Annotated in this window: 12 protein-coding genes; 7 read left to right on the top strand and 5 right to left on the bottom strand. The window is 44.0% G+C overall.

Annotated elements, in window-relative coordinates; translation table 11 throughout:
- Positions 1–130 precede the first annotated feature (130 nt).
- From COR50_RS01530 to COR50_RS01520, 3 genes are all read right to left on the bottom strand, one after another.
- Positions 131–1,762, bottom strand: coding sequence for a pyruvate dehydrogenase complex dihydrolipoamide acetyltransferase (locus COR50_RS01530; protein ID WP_098192336.1), 1,632 nt, complete (start codon positions 1,760–1,762; stop codon positions 131–133).
- A 185-nt stretch (positions 1,763–1,947) separates the two neighbouring features.
- Entirely contained in the window at positions 1,948–3,801 is a 1,854-nt protein-coding gene (locus COR50_RS01525) for a DNA polymerase III subunit gamma/tau (RefSeq protein ID WP_098192335.1), read from the bottom strand.
- A gap of 177 nt (positions 3,802–3,978) precedes the next feature.
- Positions 3,979–5,142 carry a hypothetical protein gene (locus COR50_RS01520; protein WP_098192334.1) on the bottom strand — a complete coding sequence of 388 codons (1,164 nt, stop codon included), beginning with the start codon at positions 5,140–5,142 and terminating at the stop codon, positions 3,979–3,981.
- Between the two features lie 490 nt (positions 5,143–5,632).
- Between COR50_RS01520 and COR50_RS01515 the strand changes: the two genes are divergently transcribed.
- The 4 genes from COR50_RS01515 (at position 5,633) to COR50_RS01500 (ending at position 10,433) form a co-directional block, all read left to right on the top strand.
- On the top strand, positions 5,633–6,880 hold the full coding sequence (locus COR50_RS01515; protein WP_098192333.1) for an efflux RND transporter periplasmic adaptor subunit: 1,248 nt from the start codon (positions 5,633–5,635) through the stop codon (positions 6,878–6,880).
- A gap of 21 nt (positions 6,881–6,901) precedes the next feature.
- Positions 6,902–8,260, top strand: coding sequence for an ABC transporter permease (locus tag COR50_RS01510; RefSeq protein ID WP_098192332.1), 1,359 nt, complete (start codon positions 6,902–6,904; stop codon positions 8,258–8,260).
- A complete protein-coding gene (locus tag COR50_RS01505) occupies positions 8,253–9,725 on the top strand; it encodes a TolC family protein (protein WP_098192331.1) in 1,473 nt (490 codons plus the stop codon). Before COR50_RS01510 ends, COR50_RS01505 begins: the two co-directional genes overlap by 8 nt.
- Before the next feature lie 108 nt (positions 9,726–9,833).
- A complete protein-coding gene (locus COR50_RS01500) occupies positions 9,834–10,433 on the top strand; it encodes a hypothetical protein (protein ID WP_098192330.1) in 600 nt (199 codons plus the stop codon).
- Positions 10,434–11,438: 1,005 nt separating this feature from the next.
- Here COR50_RS01500 and COR50_RS01495 read toward each other — a convergent pair.
- On the bottom strand, positions 11,439–12,692 hold the full coding sequence (locus COR50_RS01495; RefSeq protein ID WP_098192329.1) for a metallophosphoesterase: 1,254 nt from the start codon (positions 12,690–12,692) through the stop codon (positions 11,439–11,441).
- 210 nt (positions 12,693–12,902) lie between these two features.
- Here COR50_RS01495 and atpD point away from each other — a divergent pair, with 210 nt between their 5' ends.
- Both atpD and atpC read left to right on the top strand, forming a co-directional pair.
- Positions 12,903–14,405, top strand: a complete 1,503-nt coding sequence (gene atpD / locus COR50_RS01490; protein ID WP_098192328.1) for a F0F1 ATP synthase subunit beta — start codon at positions 12,903–12,905, stop codon at positions 14,403–14,405.
- A gap of 87 nt (positions 14,406–14,492) precedes the next feature.
- Positions 14,493–14,741 carry an ATP synthase F1 subunit epsilon gene (gene atpC, locus COR50_RS01485; protein ID WP_098192327.1) on the top strand — a complete coding sequence of 83 codons (249 nt, stop codon included), beginning with the start codon at positions 14,493–14,495 and terminating at the stop codon, positions 14,739–14,741.
- 83 nt (positions 14,742–14,824) lie between these two features.
- Here atpC and COR50_RS01480 read toward each other — a convergent pair whose 3' ends face one another.
- Complete coding sequence (locus COR50_RS01480) at positions 14,825–15,385, bottom strand: YqgE/AlgH family protein (RefSeq protein ID WP_098192326.1); 561 nt, start codon at positions 15,383–15,385, stop codon at positions 14,825–14,827.
- Between the two features lie 462 nt (positions 15,386–15,847).
- Between COR50_RS01480 and COR50_RS01475 the strand changes: the two genes are divergently transcribed.
- Entirely contained in the window at positions 15,848–17,212 is a 1,365-nt protein-coding gene (locus COR50_RS01475; protein ID WP_098192325.1) for a sensor histidine kinase, read from the top strand.
- The last annotated feature ends 41 nt before the right edge of the window (positions 17,213–17,253 follow it).

The raw sequence follows: 17,253 nt of genomic DNA, 5'->3' as shown, positions 1-17,253 counted from the left end.
TTATATGTGTATGGTTTATAGCGTAATCGGGAGGATTTAACGAATGGATGGCGATTCCTGGCTGGGTATTTACAAAAAAAATCCCGCTCCATTCATGGAGCGGGACCTGATATATTTATCAAAAGATATTTTATACCAACATGGTAACCGGGTTCTCTAGATATCCTTTCAATGTTTGTAAGAAAGTGGCGCCTACAGCTCCATCAATGCTACGGTGATCACAGCTCAAGGTAATCTTCATAATGTTGGTAGCTTTGAATTGCCCTTTTTCTACAACCACCGTTTCCTTGATACCGCCTACCGCGAGGATAGCCGAATCCGGAGGATTGATAATAGCGGTAAACTGGTCGATTCCCATCATACCCAGGTTAGAAATAGAGAATGTATTGCCGCTGAACTCCTGCGGTTGCAGTTTCTTGTTCTTGGCTTTGTCATACAATTCTTTCGCTTCACCTGCAATTTGGCTCAATGACTTCTGATCGGCAAACTTAATGACCGGTACGATCAAACCATCTTCGATTGCAACGGCGGAGCCGATGTGGATATGTTGATTCTGGCGGATGAAATCACCCATCCAGCTACTGTTTACTTCAGGATGTTTACGCAATGCCATGGCGCTGGCTTTGATGACCATGTCATTGAATGAAACTTTTACAGGAGATATTTCATTAATCGCTTTGCGAGCCTCCATGGCCTTGTCCATGTTGATTTCCATGGTCAGGTAGAAGTGCGGTGCGCTGAACTTGCTCTCACCTAGGCGGCGGGCAATTACTTTACGCATTTGGCTCAATGGAAGATCAGTATGGCCTTCTTCTCCCGCGATATAGGTAGCAGCGCCTGCGGTTGCAGTTTTTGCTGCTTGTGCCGGGGCTGCGGATGGAACGTAATTGTCAACATCACGTTTCACGATCCTGCCATTGTCGCCGGAGCCGGTAACTTTACTTAAATCAATTCCTTTTTCAGCGGCTAATTTTTTAGCTAACGGAGAAGCTTTCACCCTTCCTTCTTCACCGGTACCCGTGGCAGCTTCGCTTGCGCTGGCAGCAGGGGCGGAACTTGTGCTTGCAGTTGGCGCTTCTTCTGTAGATGCAGGAGCGGCGCTACCGCTATTATTTTCCATCGCTAAGATGGCATCCACGTTGGTGCCTTTTTTACCTACGATAGCTATGATATCATTTACTTTGGCGGCATCGCCTTCTTTTACCCCGATGTATAACAGGGTACCGTCTGCATAGCCGATTACTTCCATGGTAGCCTTGTCTGTTTCAACATCAGCTAACACGTCGTCGGATTTCACAGTATCACCAACCTTCTTATTCCATGCTACGATTTTACCTTCCGTCATGGTATCGCTAAGCAGCGGCATACGGATTACGGTTGCATTTTTCAATGCTTCGTCGGCTGCGGCCTTGTCGAAAGACGCGGCGGCCGGAGCTGCTGTAGGAGCGGGAGCAGCTTCATTTTTAGCAGGTTCTTGGGAACTGCTGGCGGGAGCTTCTTCCAATAATGGTTTATAATCTTCGCCGGGTTTACCCACGATCGCGATGATTTGATTTACTTTAGCGGCTTGACCTTTTTCTACACCGATGTATAGCAGCGTGCCATCTACATATCCAACAACTTCCATGGTTGCTTTATCTGTTTCCACCTCAGCAATCACATCGTCGGACTTTACGGTATCGCCTACCTTCTTATGCCATTCCGCAATCACCCCTTCTGTCATTGTATCACTTAAGAGGGGCATTCTGATAACTTCTGCCATAGTGTTTCTTCCAAATTTTGCCCAAACCTACAAGTTTTTAAGCAAAAACACAAAGCAAGTATTACAATACCTATTAAAATTTAGAAAATTTAAAATGTGTCGAAGCTACTTACAGGCATGGAAATACAGGACAAATGCCACTTGGCATTGTCGGCCATGTATTTTTTACACGAACTGAAAATTTTTTAGAAATCTAGCTCCATCAATAGGCGGTCTTTCAGCTCTTTCACCAGGGGGTATTTTTCTACCATTTTGGCAAATTGTTCGCGGCTGCTGAGCGGTTGTGGACCGATGTCGGTATTTTCTTGGAGGGATTCATCCAATATCAAGGTCAGGACGATGGCCGGGTTATTAAATTTCTGTTTGAAGAACTCCGAAATTTCGAGTTTTTCCTCCTCCATGAAGCGGTGCTGTACCAAGTTGCGGCTTTTCAGGCCTATTTCTTCTTGACCGAGCATTTCCAGGCTTGCCAATTGGAGGTTACTCACAACCGTCATCTTGTTGGCCTGGCGGAATCTTTCTATAAATTCCTCCCAATATACATGCAATGCGCCTTGGGTTATCGGGATAACCGCGTTACTTTCTTCCCTGGTTTTTTCGGCCAGGGCTTCTTTCATGGCGGCCAGGCCGGTAAGCTTGGTATGGCCGTTAGAAGGTTTCTTGGTAGCTGTTTTTGTATCTGTAGGCTGGGGAACGGTTTTAGTGATGGGCGTTTCAGCCGGCGCCGGTTGTACAGGGGGGCTAGTTAAAGTTGCCGCCGCTGCTTGCGGCTCCTGCTTGGCAACAGGGGTGGAAACTGGCGAAGGCGACGAAACAGGTTGTGTCTCCATCTTCACCCCGGCCGCTTTCATAAAAGGACCTCTTAACTTCTGGGAGGCGCCCCCGTCAGGAACTAAGTTTTTTTTTACCACCTCGCCGGTGGAATCGTTACTGACAAGGTTAACAGCTTGTTGCAGGTAACAAAGTTTTATCAAGGCCATTTCTACGTGCAAGCGTTTGTTACGTGCTTGCCTGTAATGGATCTCGGTATCGTTGAGCAGGTTGAGGGCCGTCACCAGGTAAGCGGGGCTGAGCTTGCCGGAAAGTTCCTTGTAACGATCGCGCAAATTGCCGGAAACTTCTACCAGGTGCAATACCTTTTCATCTTTACATACCAACAGGTTGCGTAGAAACTCGGACCAGCCGCCCAGGAAATTATCGCCTTCGAATCCTTTTTGCAGGATTTCATCGAACAGTACCAGGGCATTGGAGATATCTTGCTGCATTACGGCATCCATCACCTTGAAATAATAATCGTAGTCAAGGATGTTGAGATGTTCAAGGGTATTTTGATAGGTAATATTTCCCGCGGTGAAGCTTACAATTTTGTCGAGCGTACTGAGGGAGTCGCGCATGCAGCCGTCTGTTTTTTGCGCGATCAGGTGCAGGGCATCGGTTTCGGCGGTGATATGTTCCTTGGAAACGATCTCTGCCAGGTGATCTACCGTGTCCTGGATCGTGATCCGTTTAAAATCGAAGATTTGGCAACGGCTCAGGATCGTCGGTAATATTTTATGTTTCTCTGTAGTAGCGAGAATGAAGATGGCGTACGATGGCGGTTCTTCCAAGGTCTTCAAGAATGCGTTGAAGGCGGAAGAGCTCAGCATGTGTACCTCATCTATTATATAAATCTTGTATTTTCCTGCTTGCGGTGCAAACCGTACCTGTTCTACCAGGGTGCGGATATCATCTACAGAGTTGTTGGAAGCGGCATCCAGTTCATGGATGTTGAATGAACTGCCCTCGTTGAAAGTGCGGCAGGAATTACATTCATTGCAGGCTTCTCCATCGGGTTGAAGGTTTTCGCAGTTGATGGTCTTGGCAAGGATACGCGCACAGGTTGTTTTCCCCACACCCCTGGGTCCGCAAAACAAGAAGGCATGTGCTAGCTGGTGGTTGCGGATGGCATTTTTAAGCGTGGTGGTAATATGCGATTGCCCTACTACTGTTGAAAAGTTCTGGGGGCGGTATTTCCTTGCTGATACGATAAAATTTTCCATAAACTTACTTCACTCCGAGTGCCGAAAATAAGCACAAAATTGTAATTAGCCGTCAATAAATTTAACGGTTTGTATTTCAATATACAACTGTCACCCCAAAATTACCCCCGCAGGGAAATACCTGTGGGCAGCGCTATTTTTTATATATAATTTAAAAAAATAATAACACCCTTGGTTCTATGATAAAATGGGATGCCTTTTAAAAGGTTGATTCCTGTCGAATAAATACCGGTAGGTTGTCAGCTTACGGTTGACGAAACCTCCCAAGCCTTCCGCCACGTTAATCATCTTGGGATTAAAATCACCGATCCATTGCATCTCGTATTCCTCGTAAAGTTTTCCCACTTGAATGACCTTTGCACCTTCGACGATCAGGTAAGAATCCAGGCCTTTACCTTGGTATTCCGGTATAAAACCGAACAAGATACCGGTAAATTTAGGGTTGCGTTTGAATGTTTTTATTAACAGGAACTTTAGCTTGGCCCAGAGGTTGAATTTACCGTTGAGGTATTTAAAGTATTGATTAAGTTCCGGGAGGTTCAGCCAACAACCGATCGGCTCATCGTTATGGTACACATACCAAACAATTCTTTCATCCATCACCGGTTTCATGGATTTGAACAATGCCAATGCCTGCGGCAGTTGCATATCCTTACCACCGCCGTGCTGTTTCCATGCTTTATTATATATGCTTACAAAATCTTTCGCATACTTCTCAACCTGGTCTTTTTTCAGGTGTTCGGCGCGGTAACTGGGATCGCTCGCGATAGCCGCATGCCTCCTGTAATGTTTGTCTTCCAGGGGGTTCTTCACATCTAAAGAGAAGCATTTTTGATGGAAGAACGGTTGGAAACCATAGTTTTCAAATAGTTGGATATAATAAGGCGGGTTGAAATTCATACCGTACAAGGGCTCATGAAAACCTGCCACCAATAACCCCCACCAGCGGTCGCGTTCACCGAAGTTGATCGGGCCGTCCATCGCTTCCATCCCTTTACTTTTTAACCATTCTTTGGCCGTATCAAAAAGCAGGTTGGCGGCAGATTGATCATCGATGCAATCAAAAAATCCGATACCACCGGTAGGTTGTTCATCGTCTTTATTTTTATATTTCTTATTAACAAAGGCGGCGATCCTGCCCACCAAGTTGCCCCGGTCATCTTTCAATATCCATCTTGCTGCTTCACCTTGCCTGAAGGCTTTATTTTTCTTCGGGTCAAAAACCTGTTCAATGTCTTTGTCTAACGGACGAATCCAGTTAGGAACGTTTTTGTTGATGATCGTATGCACCTTGAGAAATAAAGCTGCTTTTTCATCATTGTCTACGAAAATCAGTTCCATACTATATTATTGTGAGCGAATTGTGCCGCAACTTACTAAAATTTTATAATTATTCCCCCGTAAATAATCGTTTGTAACGCCCGTAAGCCATATTCAGCGGCGGGTGTATACTTTTCTTGGATGATCCCACCTGTGAATAACCGCGTCAATTTTATCTTCGTTTTACTGGTATACATATCAAGTAACAAGTTTATGGATGATTTGATATGGGTAGTGATAATAAGAAGTGATAAGTTGGCGTTATGCTCTTCGTAAAATGGAAATATGATCAAAATACCAATTATCCCTGAACCAGTGCGTTTGTAAATAATATTAAATGCATGTGCCCTGGATCCGTGTGAATTAACATTTTCTTTAGGTTAGTAAAATTATTTTTATGGAAATCTATCGGAATTGCATCTTAGCATCAATGTAAAAAAAGGCATTATTTAATAACTGTATGTTGAACATCATTTAACCAAGCATCCCAATTAAAATTACACACGTTACTATGCTTAGAAAAAAATGGTGGTTGATTGCCACCGCCCTTGTAGTATTAGCGGGAGTATCTTATTTCGTGTTGGCTGGAGAATCAAGTAGTGTTAATATCCCTGTTACTGTTCGGAAAGGAGATTTCAGAAGTGTGATCACCAGTCCCGGTGAATTGCAAGCTGAAAATACCACCTATATTTCGGCGCCCAGCGATCTGATGAGTAATGATATTTACGAAGAGATCAAGATCCAAGATATGATCCCTGAAGGAACGATCGTGAAAGAAGGGGACTACGTTGCTACGCTCGACCCTGCCGTTGTAAGTAAGAAGATCAGCGACTTTCAAACACAATTGACCAGCGCTTCGACAACCTTGTCGCAAACCGCGCTGGATACGGCGCTCACCCTTAGGGAAGCCCGTAACAACATGTTGAACTTAGAATTCCAGGTGGAACAGAAAAGGATTGCATTGGAACTTTCCAAGTTTGAACCGAAAGCAACCATCCGGCAAGCTGAAATTGATTATGAAAAGGCACAACGTGATATCACCGAGGCCAAGCAAAACTATACGATCAAACAAAGGCAGGCTGAGGCTAAGATGATACAGGCGGCCAACTCCTTGAGCCGTTTCCAAAGAATTATTTCAGACCTGGATGACTTACGTTCCCGGTTCAGGCTAACTGCCAACAAGCAAGGTTTGCTCGTTTATATCCCGGACAGGATGAGCGGTGGTAAAAAGAAGGCCGGTTCGGTTGTGCGCTCTTGGGACCCGAAAGTGGCCATGGTGCCGGACTTATCAAGCATGATCTCCAAAACATATATCAACGAGGTTGATATCAGTAAAATAAAAAAATCGCAAACGGTGGATATCGGTCTGGATGCCTTCCCGGAAGTGAAACTTACCGGGGTTGTAATGAACGTGGCCGGCATCGGAGAAAACCGTCCCGGGTCTAACGCGAAAGTATTCGAGGTAAATATCATGCTTGATAGGGTCGATACGATCTTAAGACCGGGTATGACTACCTCCAACCGGATCTTGGAAAGCAAGGTGGCTAACCAATTAATGATTCCAATCGAAGCAGTTTACGCTGAGAAAAATACCAGTTTCGTTTACCTGAAAAAAGGTGGTACCATCATCAAGCAAGAAGTCAAACTCGGTAAATCTAACGAAGAGGAAGTGATCGTGTTAAAGGGCTTGCAGGAAAACGACCAAATTTATTTGAACGAGGTGGCCAGTGCTAAAGATGACGATATAAAGAAGATTTAACTCACCATCAAAAACTATAGCATGTATAAATTATGGGGCACAAGAAACCTCAATAATCTCCGTATTGCATTAGATTCATTGGTGGCGAACCGGTTGAGATCGTTCCTTACCGCACTGGGCATCATCTTCGGGGTAGGCGCCGTGATCGCGATGCTAGCCATCGGGAAGGGGGCGCAGGAAGAAATCCTGGAACAAATGAAATTGGTGGGTGTGAATAATATCGTGATCAAACCTAAAGTTTCCAATACGAAAGATAACGAGGATAATAACAAGGAAAACTCCGACGGACCTAAAGATCCCAACGCCGTGAAGCGGTTCTCCCGCGGGTTATCTTTAGCAGATGCGAGAAGTATTGCGAAAGTGGTGCCTACTGTAGAAGAAATCAGCCCGGAAATCATGAAGCAAGAAGACGTTATCTACGGTTCTAAAAGCAAAAAACTGCAACTTGTTGGAATCGATACTTCCTTTTTTAATATTAACAATATTGCCATCGCCGAAGGAAAAAACTTTAATAGCGACCAATTAATCGATGGTGATGCCGTATGTATCATCGGGAGCGGTGTTAAAAAGCGTTTTTTCGTCGGTGAAGAGGCTATCGGTAAAAGGATCAAATGTGGTCCGCAGTGGTTAAAGATAGTCGGTGTTACGGAGGAAAAGAATATCAATAGTGCTATGAAGGCGAACCTGGGCATCCGTGATTATAACATGGATATTTATTTACCAATTAAATCTTATTACACCCGGTACATGAATCCTGCCAAACAAACCTTCTTGCAAGATGGGGAGGAGAATATGCAGCGATCCATGTCCGGCAATAATGACGCGGTTGCCAAGGAAATCGACCAGTTAGTGATCAAGGTAAATAAACCCGAAAACCTGACCGTTTCCGCGGATATCATCAACCGGATGTTAACACGTATGCATAATGATGTTGTTGACTTCGAAATTTCAATCCCTGAACAATTACTTAAGCAACAGCAAAAAACAAAGGATGTATTCAACATCGTACTGAGCGCTATCGCGGGAATTTCCTTGTTGGTAGGCGGCATCGGGATCATGAATATCATGCTTGCTTCGGTGTTGGAGAGGACGCGCGAAATCGGTATCCGCATGGCAATCGGTGCACAGAAAAGGGATATCGTGATGCAATTCTTGTTCGAAGCCGTGCTGATTAGTTTAGCCGGGGGAATTTTAGGGGTGCTGCTCGGTGTAGTGGGCGCATACCTGGTTGACAAGGTGGCCGAGATCAACACGATCATCTCCGGCTTGTCCATTTTTGTTTCTTTTATATTGGCCTCGGCAGTTGGTATCGTGTTCGGGATTACCCCGGCGCGGAAAGCTGCGAGCCAGGATCCAATTCAATGTTTACGCCATGTTTAAATTCATTCGCCTAATTATATGCTGCCTGGTATTATTAACACCGATGCTGGTCAGCGCCCAGGAAACTTTAACCTTGAACGGTGTAATCGATGCCGCTAAAGAGCAGTCGCCATCGTATAACCGCGCCAGGAGTAACGCTTTAAACAGTTTATACCGTTACCGTTGGTTCGAGTCGGGATTAAAGCCACAGCTTGTTTTAAACTTTGATAACAATAGTAGTTTCATGGGGCAAACTGTTCCAATCACCCAACCCGATGGTACTATCGACTACCGTCGCCGATCTTACTCTTCTTCCGCCTTAGGTTTGTCATTGCGACAGGTTGTACCATGGACGGGTGGGGTGTTTTCTTTCCGGTCTGACCTGGAGAGAACGGACCAGTTTTCCCCTACTAAAATGCAGAATTATTTAAGTACGCCATTTTCCATTAACTATTACCAGCCTACCTTGATGTATAATTCTTACCGTTGGGATCGGCAGATAGAACCCCTGCTTTACGATGAATCCAAACGTAAGTATATAGAGGATCTGGAGGTGGTAGCACTGGATGCAACACGTTACTTTTTTGCAGCGGCAGCAGCACAAAAACAAGTGGAGATTTTACAGGATAACGTGCGTAATACGGATACGTTATACACGATTTCGAAAGGTAGGTTCGAATTGGGGAAGATCGCTGAGAACGACCTGTTACAAATCGAGCTGAACTTATTAAAGAGTAAAACCAACCTGGAGCAAGCGTTGATACAACAACAAATGGCATATCAAGATTTAGTATTATTCTTGAATATGCCGAAGGATGCCAATATTCATGTTAATTTACCTGAGAATACGCCCAACTTTACCGTTGATTTACCCAAGGCATTTGCTGAAGCATCTAACAACAGGCAAGCCGTCCTTTCATTTAGAAGGAGGCGGTTGGAAGCGGCTAAAAGTGTAGCGGAAGCCCGGGGAAACAATGGTTATGAATTAAATATTTCCGCCCAATTGGGTCGTTCCAATTCCAGCGATATTCTGAAAGATGCTTATACCGGCGGAAATACGCAGCAAAACCTTTCCGTTGGCGTGGCCATTCCTATCGTAGATTGGGGTAGGGCCCGTAATCGTGTCAAGCAAGCTAAAGCCAACCGCGATTTGGCAGAAATTGACATAGAGTTGGCTGAACGTGATTTTGAACAGGAGATTTTCTTGCAAACACAACAGTTCAATATCCAGCAAAAGCTATTAGAAGGCGCTGCCAAGGCTGATACCATCGCGAAATTGCGTTATAATATTACCCGCGAACGTTACCTGATCGGGAAAATATCCATCACCGATTTAAACCTTGCTCAAGAGGAGATGAACCAGTCTAGCCGCGGCTATATCGATGCGTTAAATAACTTTTGGACGGCTTATTACACATTGAGAAGGCTGACTTTATACGATTTCGAGAGAGACGAAAAAATTCAATACCGGTATTCAGAAAATTGATGAAAAATATTCCGTAATTCAGCAACCAGGTGCCGGTCAGACTATTTGTTTGATCGGCATCATTTTTATGTCATCACCTGTTGGCATTATTTTTTCTATGTGAATGATATGCCATGGAATAAGATTATTATAGGGATATTAGCTTTTTTTGTGATATTATTTGCCGTTGATGCTTATAAAGAACGTCGGCATGCAAAGAATCTATTAGCGGCTAACGAGCGCTTATTGAATGAAAACCGCAGCCTGCAAGCCAATCTCAAGCAAACTGCCCAAACTGCACAACAGATTGCCAACCGGCAGGAAGTACAGTTCACACAACAGCAACCTACTTTCGTAGATCGCAGGGTTTATTTCCGGAAAAATTGGGATCAATTTATCACGATTCATCACGGCGATTATAAAACGGGGTTTTTAGGCGGCATCAAGGACTTAAAAATCTCGATCTCAAATCAAACTGAATACCAATTGGATAACGTTGAAATCGAAGTTCGGTACCTGAGAAGTAAAGGAGATGTTTTTAAAACAGAACGTTATACATTAAAAAATATCCGGGAGCAATCTACCGCCAGCGTAAAAGCTGCCGACAGCAGGAAAGGTATGAAAGTAATGGTCAGGTTAATCAGCATCACGAGCCAAGCGATGAACTTTTGTTGGTCATATGATAAGAAAGCTGCTGCGGGTGACGAAGATCCGTTTAAGTGTTCTTGAGCCGAAGAAAATTTAAAGCGTCAAACCTAGCAAATAAGTTTTAATCCTCCGTGGTATACTGTTTCGAACGCTGGGTTCGTTTTTTTTTTTTGAATACTTTGCCTCCACATCTCCCTCCTTGCTGGTTCGAGCTTCCGAGCTCGGACCCACGTACAATTTGAGGACAATTACAATTATATGGAACACTGAAAGGCAGCAAATCATCCACATCTCCCTCCTTGCTGGTTCGAGCTTCCGAGCTCGGACCCAGGTACAATTTGAGGGCGTTTACAATTTTATTGAGCACGGAAATACAGCAAATCATCCACATCTCCCTCCTTGCTGGTTCGAGCTTCCAAGCTCGGACCCAGGTACAATTTGAGGGCGTTTACAATTTTATTGAGCACGGAAATACAGCAAATCATCCACATCTCCCTCCTTGCTGGTTCGAGCTTCCAAGCTCGGACCCACGTACAATTTGAGGACGTTTACAATTTTATTGAGCACGGAAATGCAGCAAATCATCCACATCTCCCTCCTTGCTGGTTCGAGCTTCCAAGCTCGGACCCACGTACAATTTGAGGACAATTACAATTATATGGAGCACTGAAATGCAGCAAATCATCCACATCTCCCTCCTTGCTGGTTCGAGCTTCCAAGCTCGGACCCGCGTACAATTTGAGGACAATTACAATTATATGGAACAGGGAAAGGCACTTACTATTGAACTATAAACTTCCATTTGTGAGATTTCAATCACTGCCGAACACGATTTTCGATCAGTAGAACGATGCGCCCAATAGGGGTCCGAGCTTGGAATCTTGAACTAGCAGCGTTTTTAGCTTATTTTAATAAATCAGCAAGTCCAGAACTTGAAAGGCCAAGTTTCGAACAGCAATGGTATGGAAGCTGGAACCGGCAAAGAACGTTCCGGGAAAGCATCCCGGTATTTTCCTTAACAAAACCAAACTAAAAAACCGCCCCGATGCAATAGCTGAGGCGGTTCGGTAATATTCAGAACGAGGTTTATCTTTTCGATTTTAAGTCAACTTTCCCCACTTCCGTTCCATCATCCTTGAGCATTCTCAAGGACAGGTTTTTATGATCGGCTTTAATCTTGATCAATGTACGTAAACCTTCTTTCGGCCCGCCACCGATAACGATCGGGAAGTCAAATTTGCCTTTCTCCGGCATATGAACACCGTAGCGATGCGTATGCCCTGCAATGAATAAATCGATATTATGCTCGTTGAAGATCGGCCCGAATAGCTCGCGGCAATGCGTTGTTCCGTGCCATTCGCCGGAATGGTAATGCGGTATATGCATCATGACAACGCGGAATTTCGCTTTTTTAAACGCTGGGGTTTTCACGGCGCGCAATAGCCAATCCCTTTGTTGTTCGCGGTAATGATCAAAATCAACGATACCTGCATAAACCGGGTGATCATCCTCTTTGTCTTCGCCCGTATCCAGTACGATGGCATGAACGGGTCCACGGGTGAAGGAGAAATAGTACCTGCCTTCCGGGTTACTGAAATAATCATCGATGTTGCGTGAAAATTTGCCCCGGGTTTCATGGTTACCCCTTACGAAATAAAAAGGTTTTTCAGACGCAAACATGCCCGTGGTGGGTGTGAAAAGATGGTCGATTAACTGTTGTTCCCCGGTTTGATAATCAAACATATCGCCGTTTAGGAACACGAAGTCGTATGGATCGTTCCCGTTCATAGAAATCAAATCCTTGAAGGAGTGCGGGCGATCATGTATGTCGTTAAGCACCAACCAGGAAATTTCCTTGGCATCCGGGTTCACGGTAGTAAATTCAAATACCTCACTTTCAATAGTTTCGCCATATGTAAGTTGATATGGCTTAAACTCTGCAATTTCTTTGGATTTTACCTTGTATTTGTAAGTTGTATTGGGTTTTAGATCCGTCAAAACAATCTTGTGCAAGGTATTATTGGCATCAACAAGCCCGTTGGTCACATGGTGGGCCTTCATATCGAGTTGATCACCTTCACCGAATTCGACCCAGCTATAGGTCGGTTTGTTCGTAATCCACATCACGGTAATACTGGTATCGGTAGGATTTTGCAGGTACGGGGGGCAAAGAAAAACATGGCCTTCTGTTCTTTTTTCGGGATCATGTTCGTTTCTTTGCAGGATGGATGCAGCAGTTCCGGCGAGAGGAGCCATCCCAAAAGCCCCTAGTAGTCCGGCTTTGGAGATGTTTCCCAGGAAACTGCGGCGGTTGACATGCTGGTTTTTTAAGGAAGTCATAAGGGTGGAACTTAATTTGGTAAGCGATAAAGGTAATATGTACACCTTAAAAATGATAACCAGTCATCAAAAATTCATAGAACAGTAACGGGTTATAGCGGATAATCGATTTTTCCCTCTTTATAATTTGGGTTTTCTTTCATTTACGCTTACCTTTGCGCGAAATTTTGCGCAAGCTCATTTATAGCATTTTATAAACTACATAGCAATATGCCTAACACAGGTAAGATCAAACAAATCATCGGTCCCGTAGTGGACGTTCATTTTGACGGAAATTTGCCCGAAATCTACAACGCCCTTGAATTGACCCGTGAAAACGGACAAAAAATCATCCTCGAAGTACAACAACACTTAGGTGAGGACAGTGTTCGTACCGTGTCAATGGACTCTACGGACGGCCTTGTACGTGGCATGGAAGTAGTAGATAAAGGCGCTCCTATCAAGATGCCGATCGGTGATCAGATTAAGGGTCGTTTATTTAACGTGGTAGGTGAAGCTATCGACGGATTGGGTCAGTTGGATAGCAGCAATGGGTATCCGATCCACCGCCAACCGCCAAAATTTGAAGATTTAGCAACTGAAACTGAAGTATTATTCACTGGTATCAAGGTGATCGATTTGATCGAACCATACGCAAAAGGTGGTAAAATCGGTCTTTTCGGTGGTGCGGGTGTTGGTAAAACCGTATTGATCCAGGAATTGATTAATAATATCGCGAAAGGCCACGAAGGTCTGTCCGTTTTTGCAGGTGTAGGTGAAAGAACCCGTGAAGGTAATGACTTGATGCGTGAGATGATCGAAGCGGGTATCGTGAAATACGGTGAGAAATTCATCGAATCCATGGAGCACGGTGGCTGGGATTTAGCTTCCGTAGATAAAGATGCGTTGGCTGCTTCGCAAGCTACTTTCGTATTCGGACAGATGAACGAACCCCCGGGTGCGCGTGCCCGTGTAGCTTTGTCTGGTTTGACCATGGCGGAATATTTCCGTGATGGCGACGGTTCTGCCGGTGGTGGTAAAGATATCCTGTTCTTCGTGGACAACATCTTCCGTTTCACCCAAGCTGGTTCCGAAGTATCTGCCCTTTTAGGTCGTATGCCTTCCGCGGTAGGTTACCAACCAACATTGGCTACGGAGATGGGGCTGATGCAAGAGCGTATCACTTCTACTAAAAATGGTTCCATCACTTCCGTACAGGCGGTTTACGTACCTGCGGATGACTTGACGGATCCGGCTCCCGCAACAACATTCTCCCACTTGGATGCGACAACGGTATTAAGCCGTAAGATTTCCGATAAAGGTATCTACCCGGCGGTGGATCCATTGGATTCTACTTCCCGTATCTTGTCTCCAACCGTAGTTGGTGAAGCGCACTATAACTGTGCTCAACGTGTGAAAATGATCTTGCAACGTTATAAAGAGTTACAAGATATCATCGCGATCCTCGGTATGGATGAATTAAGTGACGAAGATAAATTAACAGTATCCCGTGCCCGTCGTGTTGAGCGTTTCTTATCTCAACCGTTCCACGTGGCAGAGCAATTTACCGGTTTGAAAGGGGTATTGGTGCCGATCGAAGAAACAATCCGTGGTTTCAATATGATCATGGATGGTGAAGTGGATGAATATCCTGAAGCAGCGTTCAACCTTGTTGGTACCATCGATGATGCTATCGCGAAAGGTAAGAAGTTGTTGTCTGATGCTAAGAAATAAGATCATTATATAACCGTTTGAAGTTGTTTATCTTCAAACGGTTATTTATATAGCGGCCGCAACCGCCTAACGTATTAACTTTTATTCATGCTATTAGAAATATTAACACCGGAAAGAAAACTATACTCAGGAGAAGTGTACGGAGTGCAATTGCCGGGTATAGACGGTTCTTTCGAAGTCCTCGATAAACACGCCCCACTCATCGCTGCATTGGGTAAAGGTGGTATGAAGATTTTGAAAGATAAAAATAGCGCCGAACACTACACCATTTCTGGCGGATTCGTAGAAGTGTTGAATAATAAGGCTACTGTTTTAGTCGAAGGTGCAGCGAAATAATGTTGTCTTCGATTTGTAGAGAAATTGATTGATGCATAAAAGACCGTTCCAATTCCATGGGACGGTTTTTTTTATGTCTAAAACTAGTTCAGTTGCGGATCGATGGGATAATTAGCCATGATGGCAATATCGGGGTTGTCCGTATCACGCAATGCCTGCTTCCAGGCTTCCTGCTCTTCCTTGTCAAATACCAGCGGGATATCAATAGCATTGCTCAATATCCAGCTATGTTCCTTGAGCTCCCCGGCCAATTGTCCTTCTCCCCAACCGGAATAGCCGATGAAAAACTTGATCAGGCCCGGGTCTACCGTATTTAATTTTAACTTTTCCATCAACTGATCAAAGTCGCCGCCTAGGAATAAGCCATTTTGCAATTCGACGCTCCCTTCGAGTAAACCGGGCGACCTGTGGATAAACTGCAAGCTGTTCACTTGTACCGGGCCTCCGTAATAAATTGGGAATTGATCGTTGGAAACATCGGGTAATAACTGTTGCAAATTGCCTTCTAATGGTTTGTTGAGAATCAGCCCATAGCTGCCTTCATCTTCTTCATGGTCGCAGAGCAGGACGATGCTGCGATGAAAGTGGGGATCTTTTAAAAACGGATCTGCAATCAACAATTTTCCAGGAGAAATAGAAGCCATATACCACGAATTTGTTGCAATTCAAATGTAAAGGTATGCGTTGTAAATAACAAATAGATTTGCGCACAAAGTAGGGGGAAAAGAAAAAGGAGGCTAGACAACCTCCTTACCATTTTATCAACCAAAATCTAAATCGCTTATGGAACGAATCCACGTCGATGTATGTAGAAAATTTAAACTCTAATTTGTAGTGTTCTTGGAGTCATTTCCAAGTTCATTATGAACTATGCAAATTTAGTACCAAGATTCTGAAGCAAAGGTATGGAATCGGACAGAAATTTCGATATAAATTCTCCGTTAAAATTACGTTAAAGTGATGCCTTTTTCATAAAGCTAGACTGATATGGGTTTTCGAGCTATTAATTTTGTATTATAGTTGCTATAGCAAATAATATTTTTTAACAAATCTCTCGTGGGTGGCTCGGATTTCTTTGAGTATATTTATGCCCCAGAATTAAGCACATGTGGCCTTTAAAGAAAATTTTTCCAGTAATTGTCGTACTAATTACTTTATCCTTACTCGGTAGTATTGCCATCCAGGTCAATTGGATCATGAACGCGGTCCAATTGAAGCACGATTCGTACAACGAACGGATGCAAACCGCTACCAGGCAGGTTTTGGATTCCATTATCGAGAAAATGAAACCTTCGGATATGCCGATCTACGGGGGCAGGACCCTCCGTATCACCGGCTCCACTTTCGACCCTTCGGGAAACCGCTTCAATATCGAGGGATATACCTCTGAATATCGCCTGAATACCACGATCAACAAGGTTTCTGCGCAAGAAATTCACCATTATGTGGACGAAGCCTTCAAGAAGCAAAAGTTGAAATCGGATTACGAATTCGGAATCATCACGAAAGGCGTTTTTGGCAGTACTGTCAGGATGACAACCCCCGACTTTATCCGCCAGTTCGAATTGGCAGATTCAACCCGCTTTATTACTTACTATGGCCCGATAATCAATGATTTAAGTGATCTGGCAGTAACGACGGACGAGTTTTGGCTCATCGTACCCGAACCAAGTTTATGGAAATCCCTAGGACTGATGATCGTGGGGAACGTACTATTTACAACCATCATTATTTTAGCTTTTGCCTTGACAATCAGGACTGTATTCAGCCAGAAAAAATTGTCTGAAATTAAGTCTGACTTTATCAATAACATGACGCACGAGTTAAAAACACCGCTGGCTACCATCTCCCTCGCTATCGATGCCATCGGCAATGAAAAAGTGATGGAAAACAAGGATAAAATCCGCTATTTCTCCGGTATTATCAAGGAAGAAAACAAGCGGATGAACAAGCAAGTGGAAACTATTTTGCAATCTTCCTTGTTGGAAAAGGATGAACTGGTAATGAAACTTACCGCCATCGATGTACACCAGGTTATATCGAGCACGGTAGATAATTTACAATTGCAATTAGAAAGTAAGAATGGGAAAGTAGAATTACAGTTGAATGCCCATCAACCGATTATACAAGCCGATGAAGTGCATTTTTCCAACCTGGTATTCAACCTGTTGGATAATGCTATCAAATATTCGAAAGATGATTTGTTGATAAAAATTCAAACATCCAATACCAAGAAAAGCCTGGTGCTTTCTATAGCAGACAATGGTATCGGCATGAGTAAAGATACGGTATCGAGAATCTTTGAGAAGTTCTACCGCGCCCACACCGGCAACGTTCATAACGTGAAAGGCTTCGGCCTAGGCTTAGCCTACGTTAAAGCGATAGTAGACGCACACAAAGGAAAAATCAAAGTTGAAAGCGCCATTGGAAAAGGCAGTAAATTTATCATAGAATTTCCTCAAGAAAATTAATCCAAGGAAACTCAAAAACAAACAACACAAAAACAAGCAAC

Source organism: Chitinophaga caeni (genome assembly GCF_002557795.1).
Classification (GTDB): Bacteria; Bacteroidota; Bacteroidia; order Chitinophagales; family Chitinophagaceae; genus Chitinophaga; species Chitinophaga caeni.
Note: the sequence above shows the minus strand (reverse complement) of the source record. Positions and strands in the feature narration are given on the sequence as shown.

Bases quoted from the DNA above. Each gene is read 5' to 3' on its own strand.
- COR50_RS01530 (WP_098192336.1), bottom strand. From the start codon at position 1,762: ATGGCAGAAGTTATCAGAATGCCCCTCTTAAGTGATACAATGACAGAA.
- COR50_RS01525 (WP_098192335.1), bottom strand. From the start codon at position 3,801: ATGGAAAATTTTATCGTATCAGCAAGGAAATACCGCCCCCAGAACTTT.
- COR50_RS01520 (WP_098192334.1), bottom strand. From the start codon at position 5,142: ATGGAACTGATTTTCGTAGACAATGATGAAAAAGCAGCTTTATTTCTC.
- COR50_RS01515 (WP_098192333.1), top strand. From the start codon at position 5,633: ATGCTTAGAAAAAAATGGTGGTTGATTGCCACCGCCCTTGTAGTATTA.
- COR50_RS01510 (WP_098192332.1), top strand. From the start codon at position 6,902: ATGTATAAATTATGGGGCACAAGAAACCTCAATAATCTCCGTATTGCA.
- COR50_RS01505 (WP_098192331.1), top strand. From the start codon at position 8,253: ATGTTTAAATTCATTCGCCTAATTATATGCTGCCTGGTATTATTAACA.
- COR50_RS01500 (WP_098192330.1), top strand. From the start codon at position 9,834: ATGCCATGGAATAAGATTATTATAGGGATATTAGCTTTTTTTGTGATA.
- COR50_RS01495 (WP_098192329.1), bottom strand. From the start codon at position 12,692: ATGACTTCCTTAAAAAACCAGCATGTCAACCGCCGCAGTTTCCTGGGA.
- atpD (WP_098192328.1), top strand. From the start codon at position 12,903: ATGCCTAACACAGGTAAGATCAAACAAATCATCGGTCCCGTAGTGGAC.
- atpC (WP_098192327.1), top strand. From the start codon at position 14,493: ATGCTATTAGAAATATTAACACCGGAAAGAAAACTATACTCAGGAGAA.
- COR50_RS01480 (WP_098192326.1), bottom strand. From the start codon at position 15,385: ATGGCTTCTATTTCTCCTGGAAAATTGTTGATTGCAGATCCGTTTTTA.
- COR50_RS01475 (WP_098192325.1), top strand. From the start codon at position 15,848: ATGTGGCCTTTAAAGAAAATTTTTCCAGTAATTGTCGTACTAATTACT.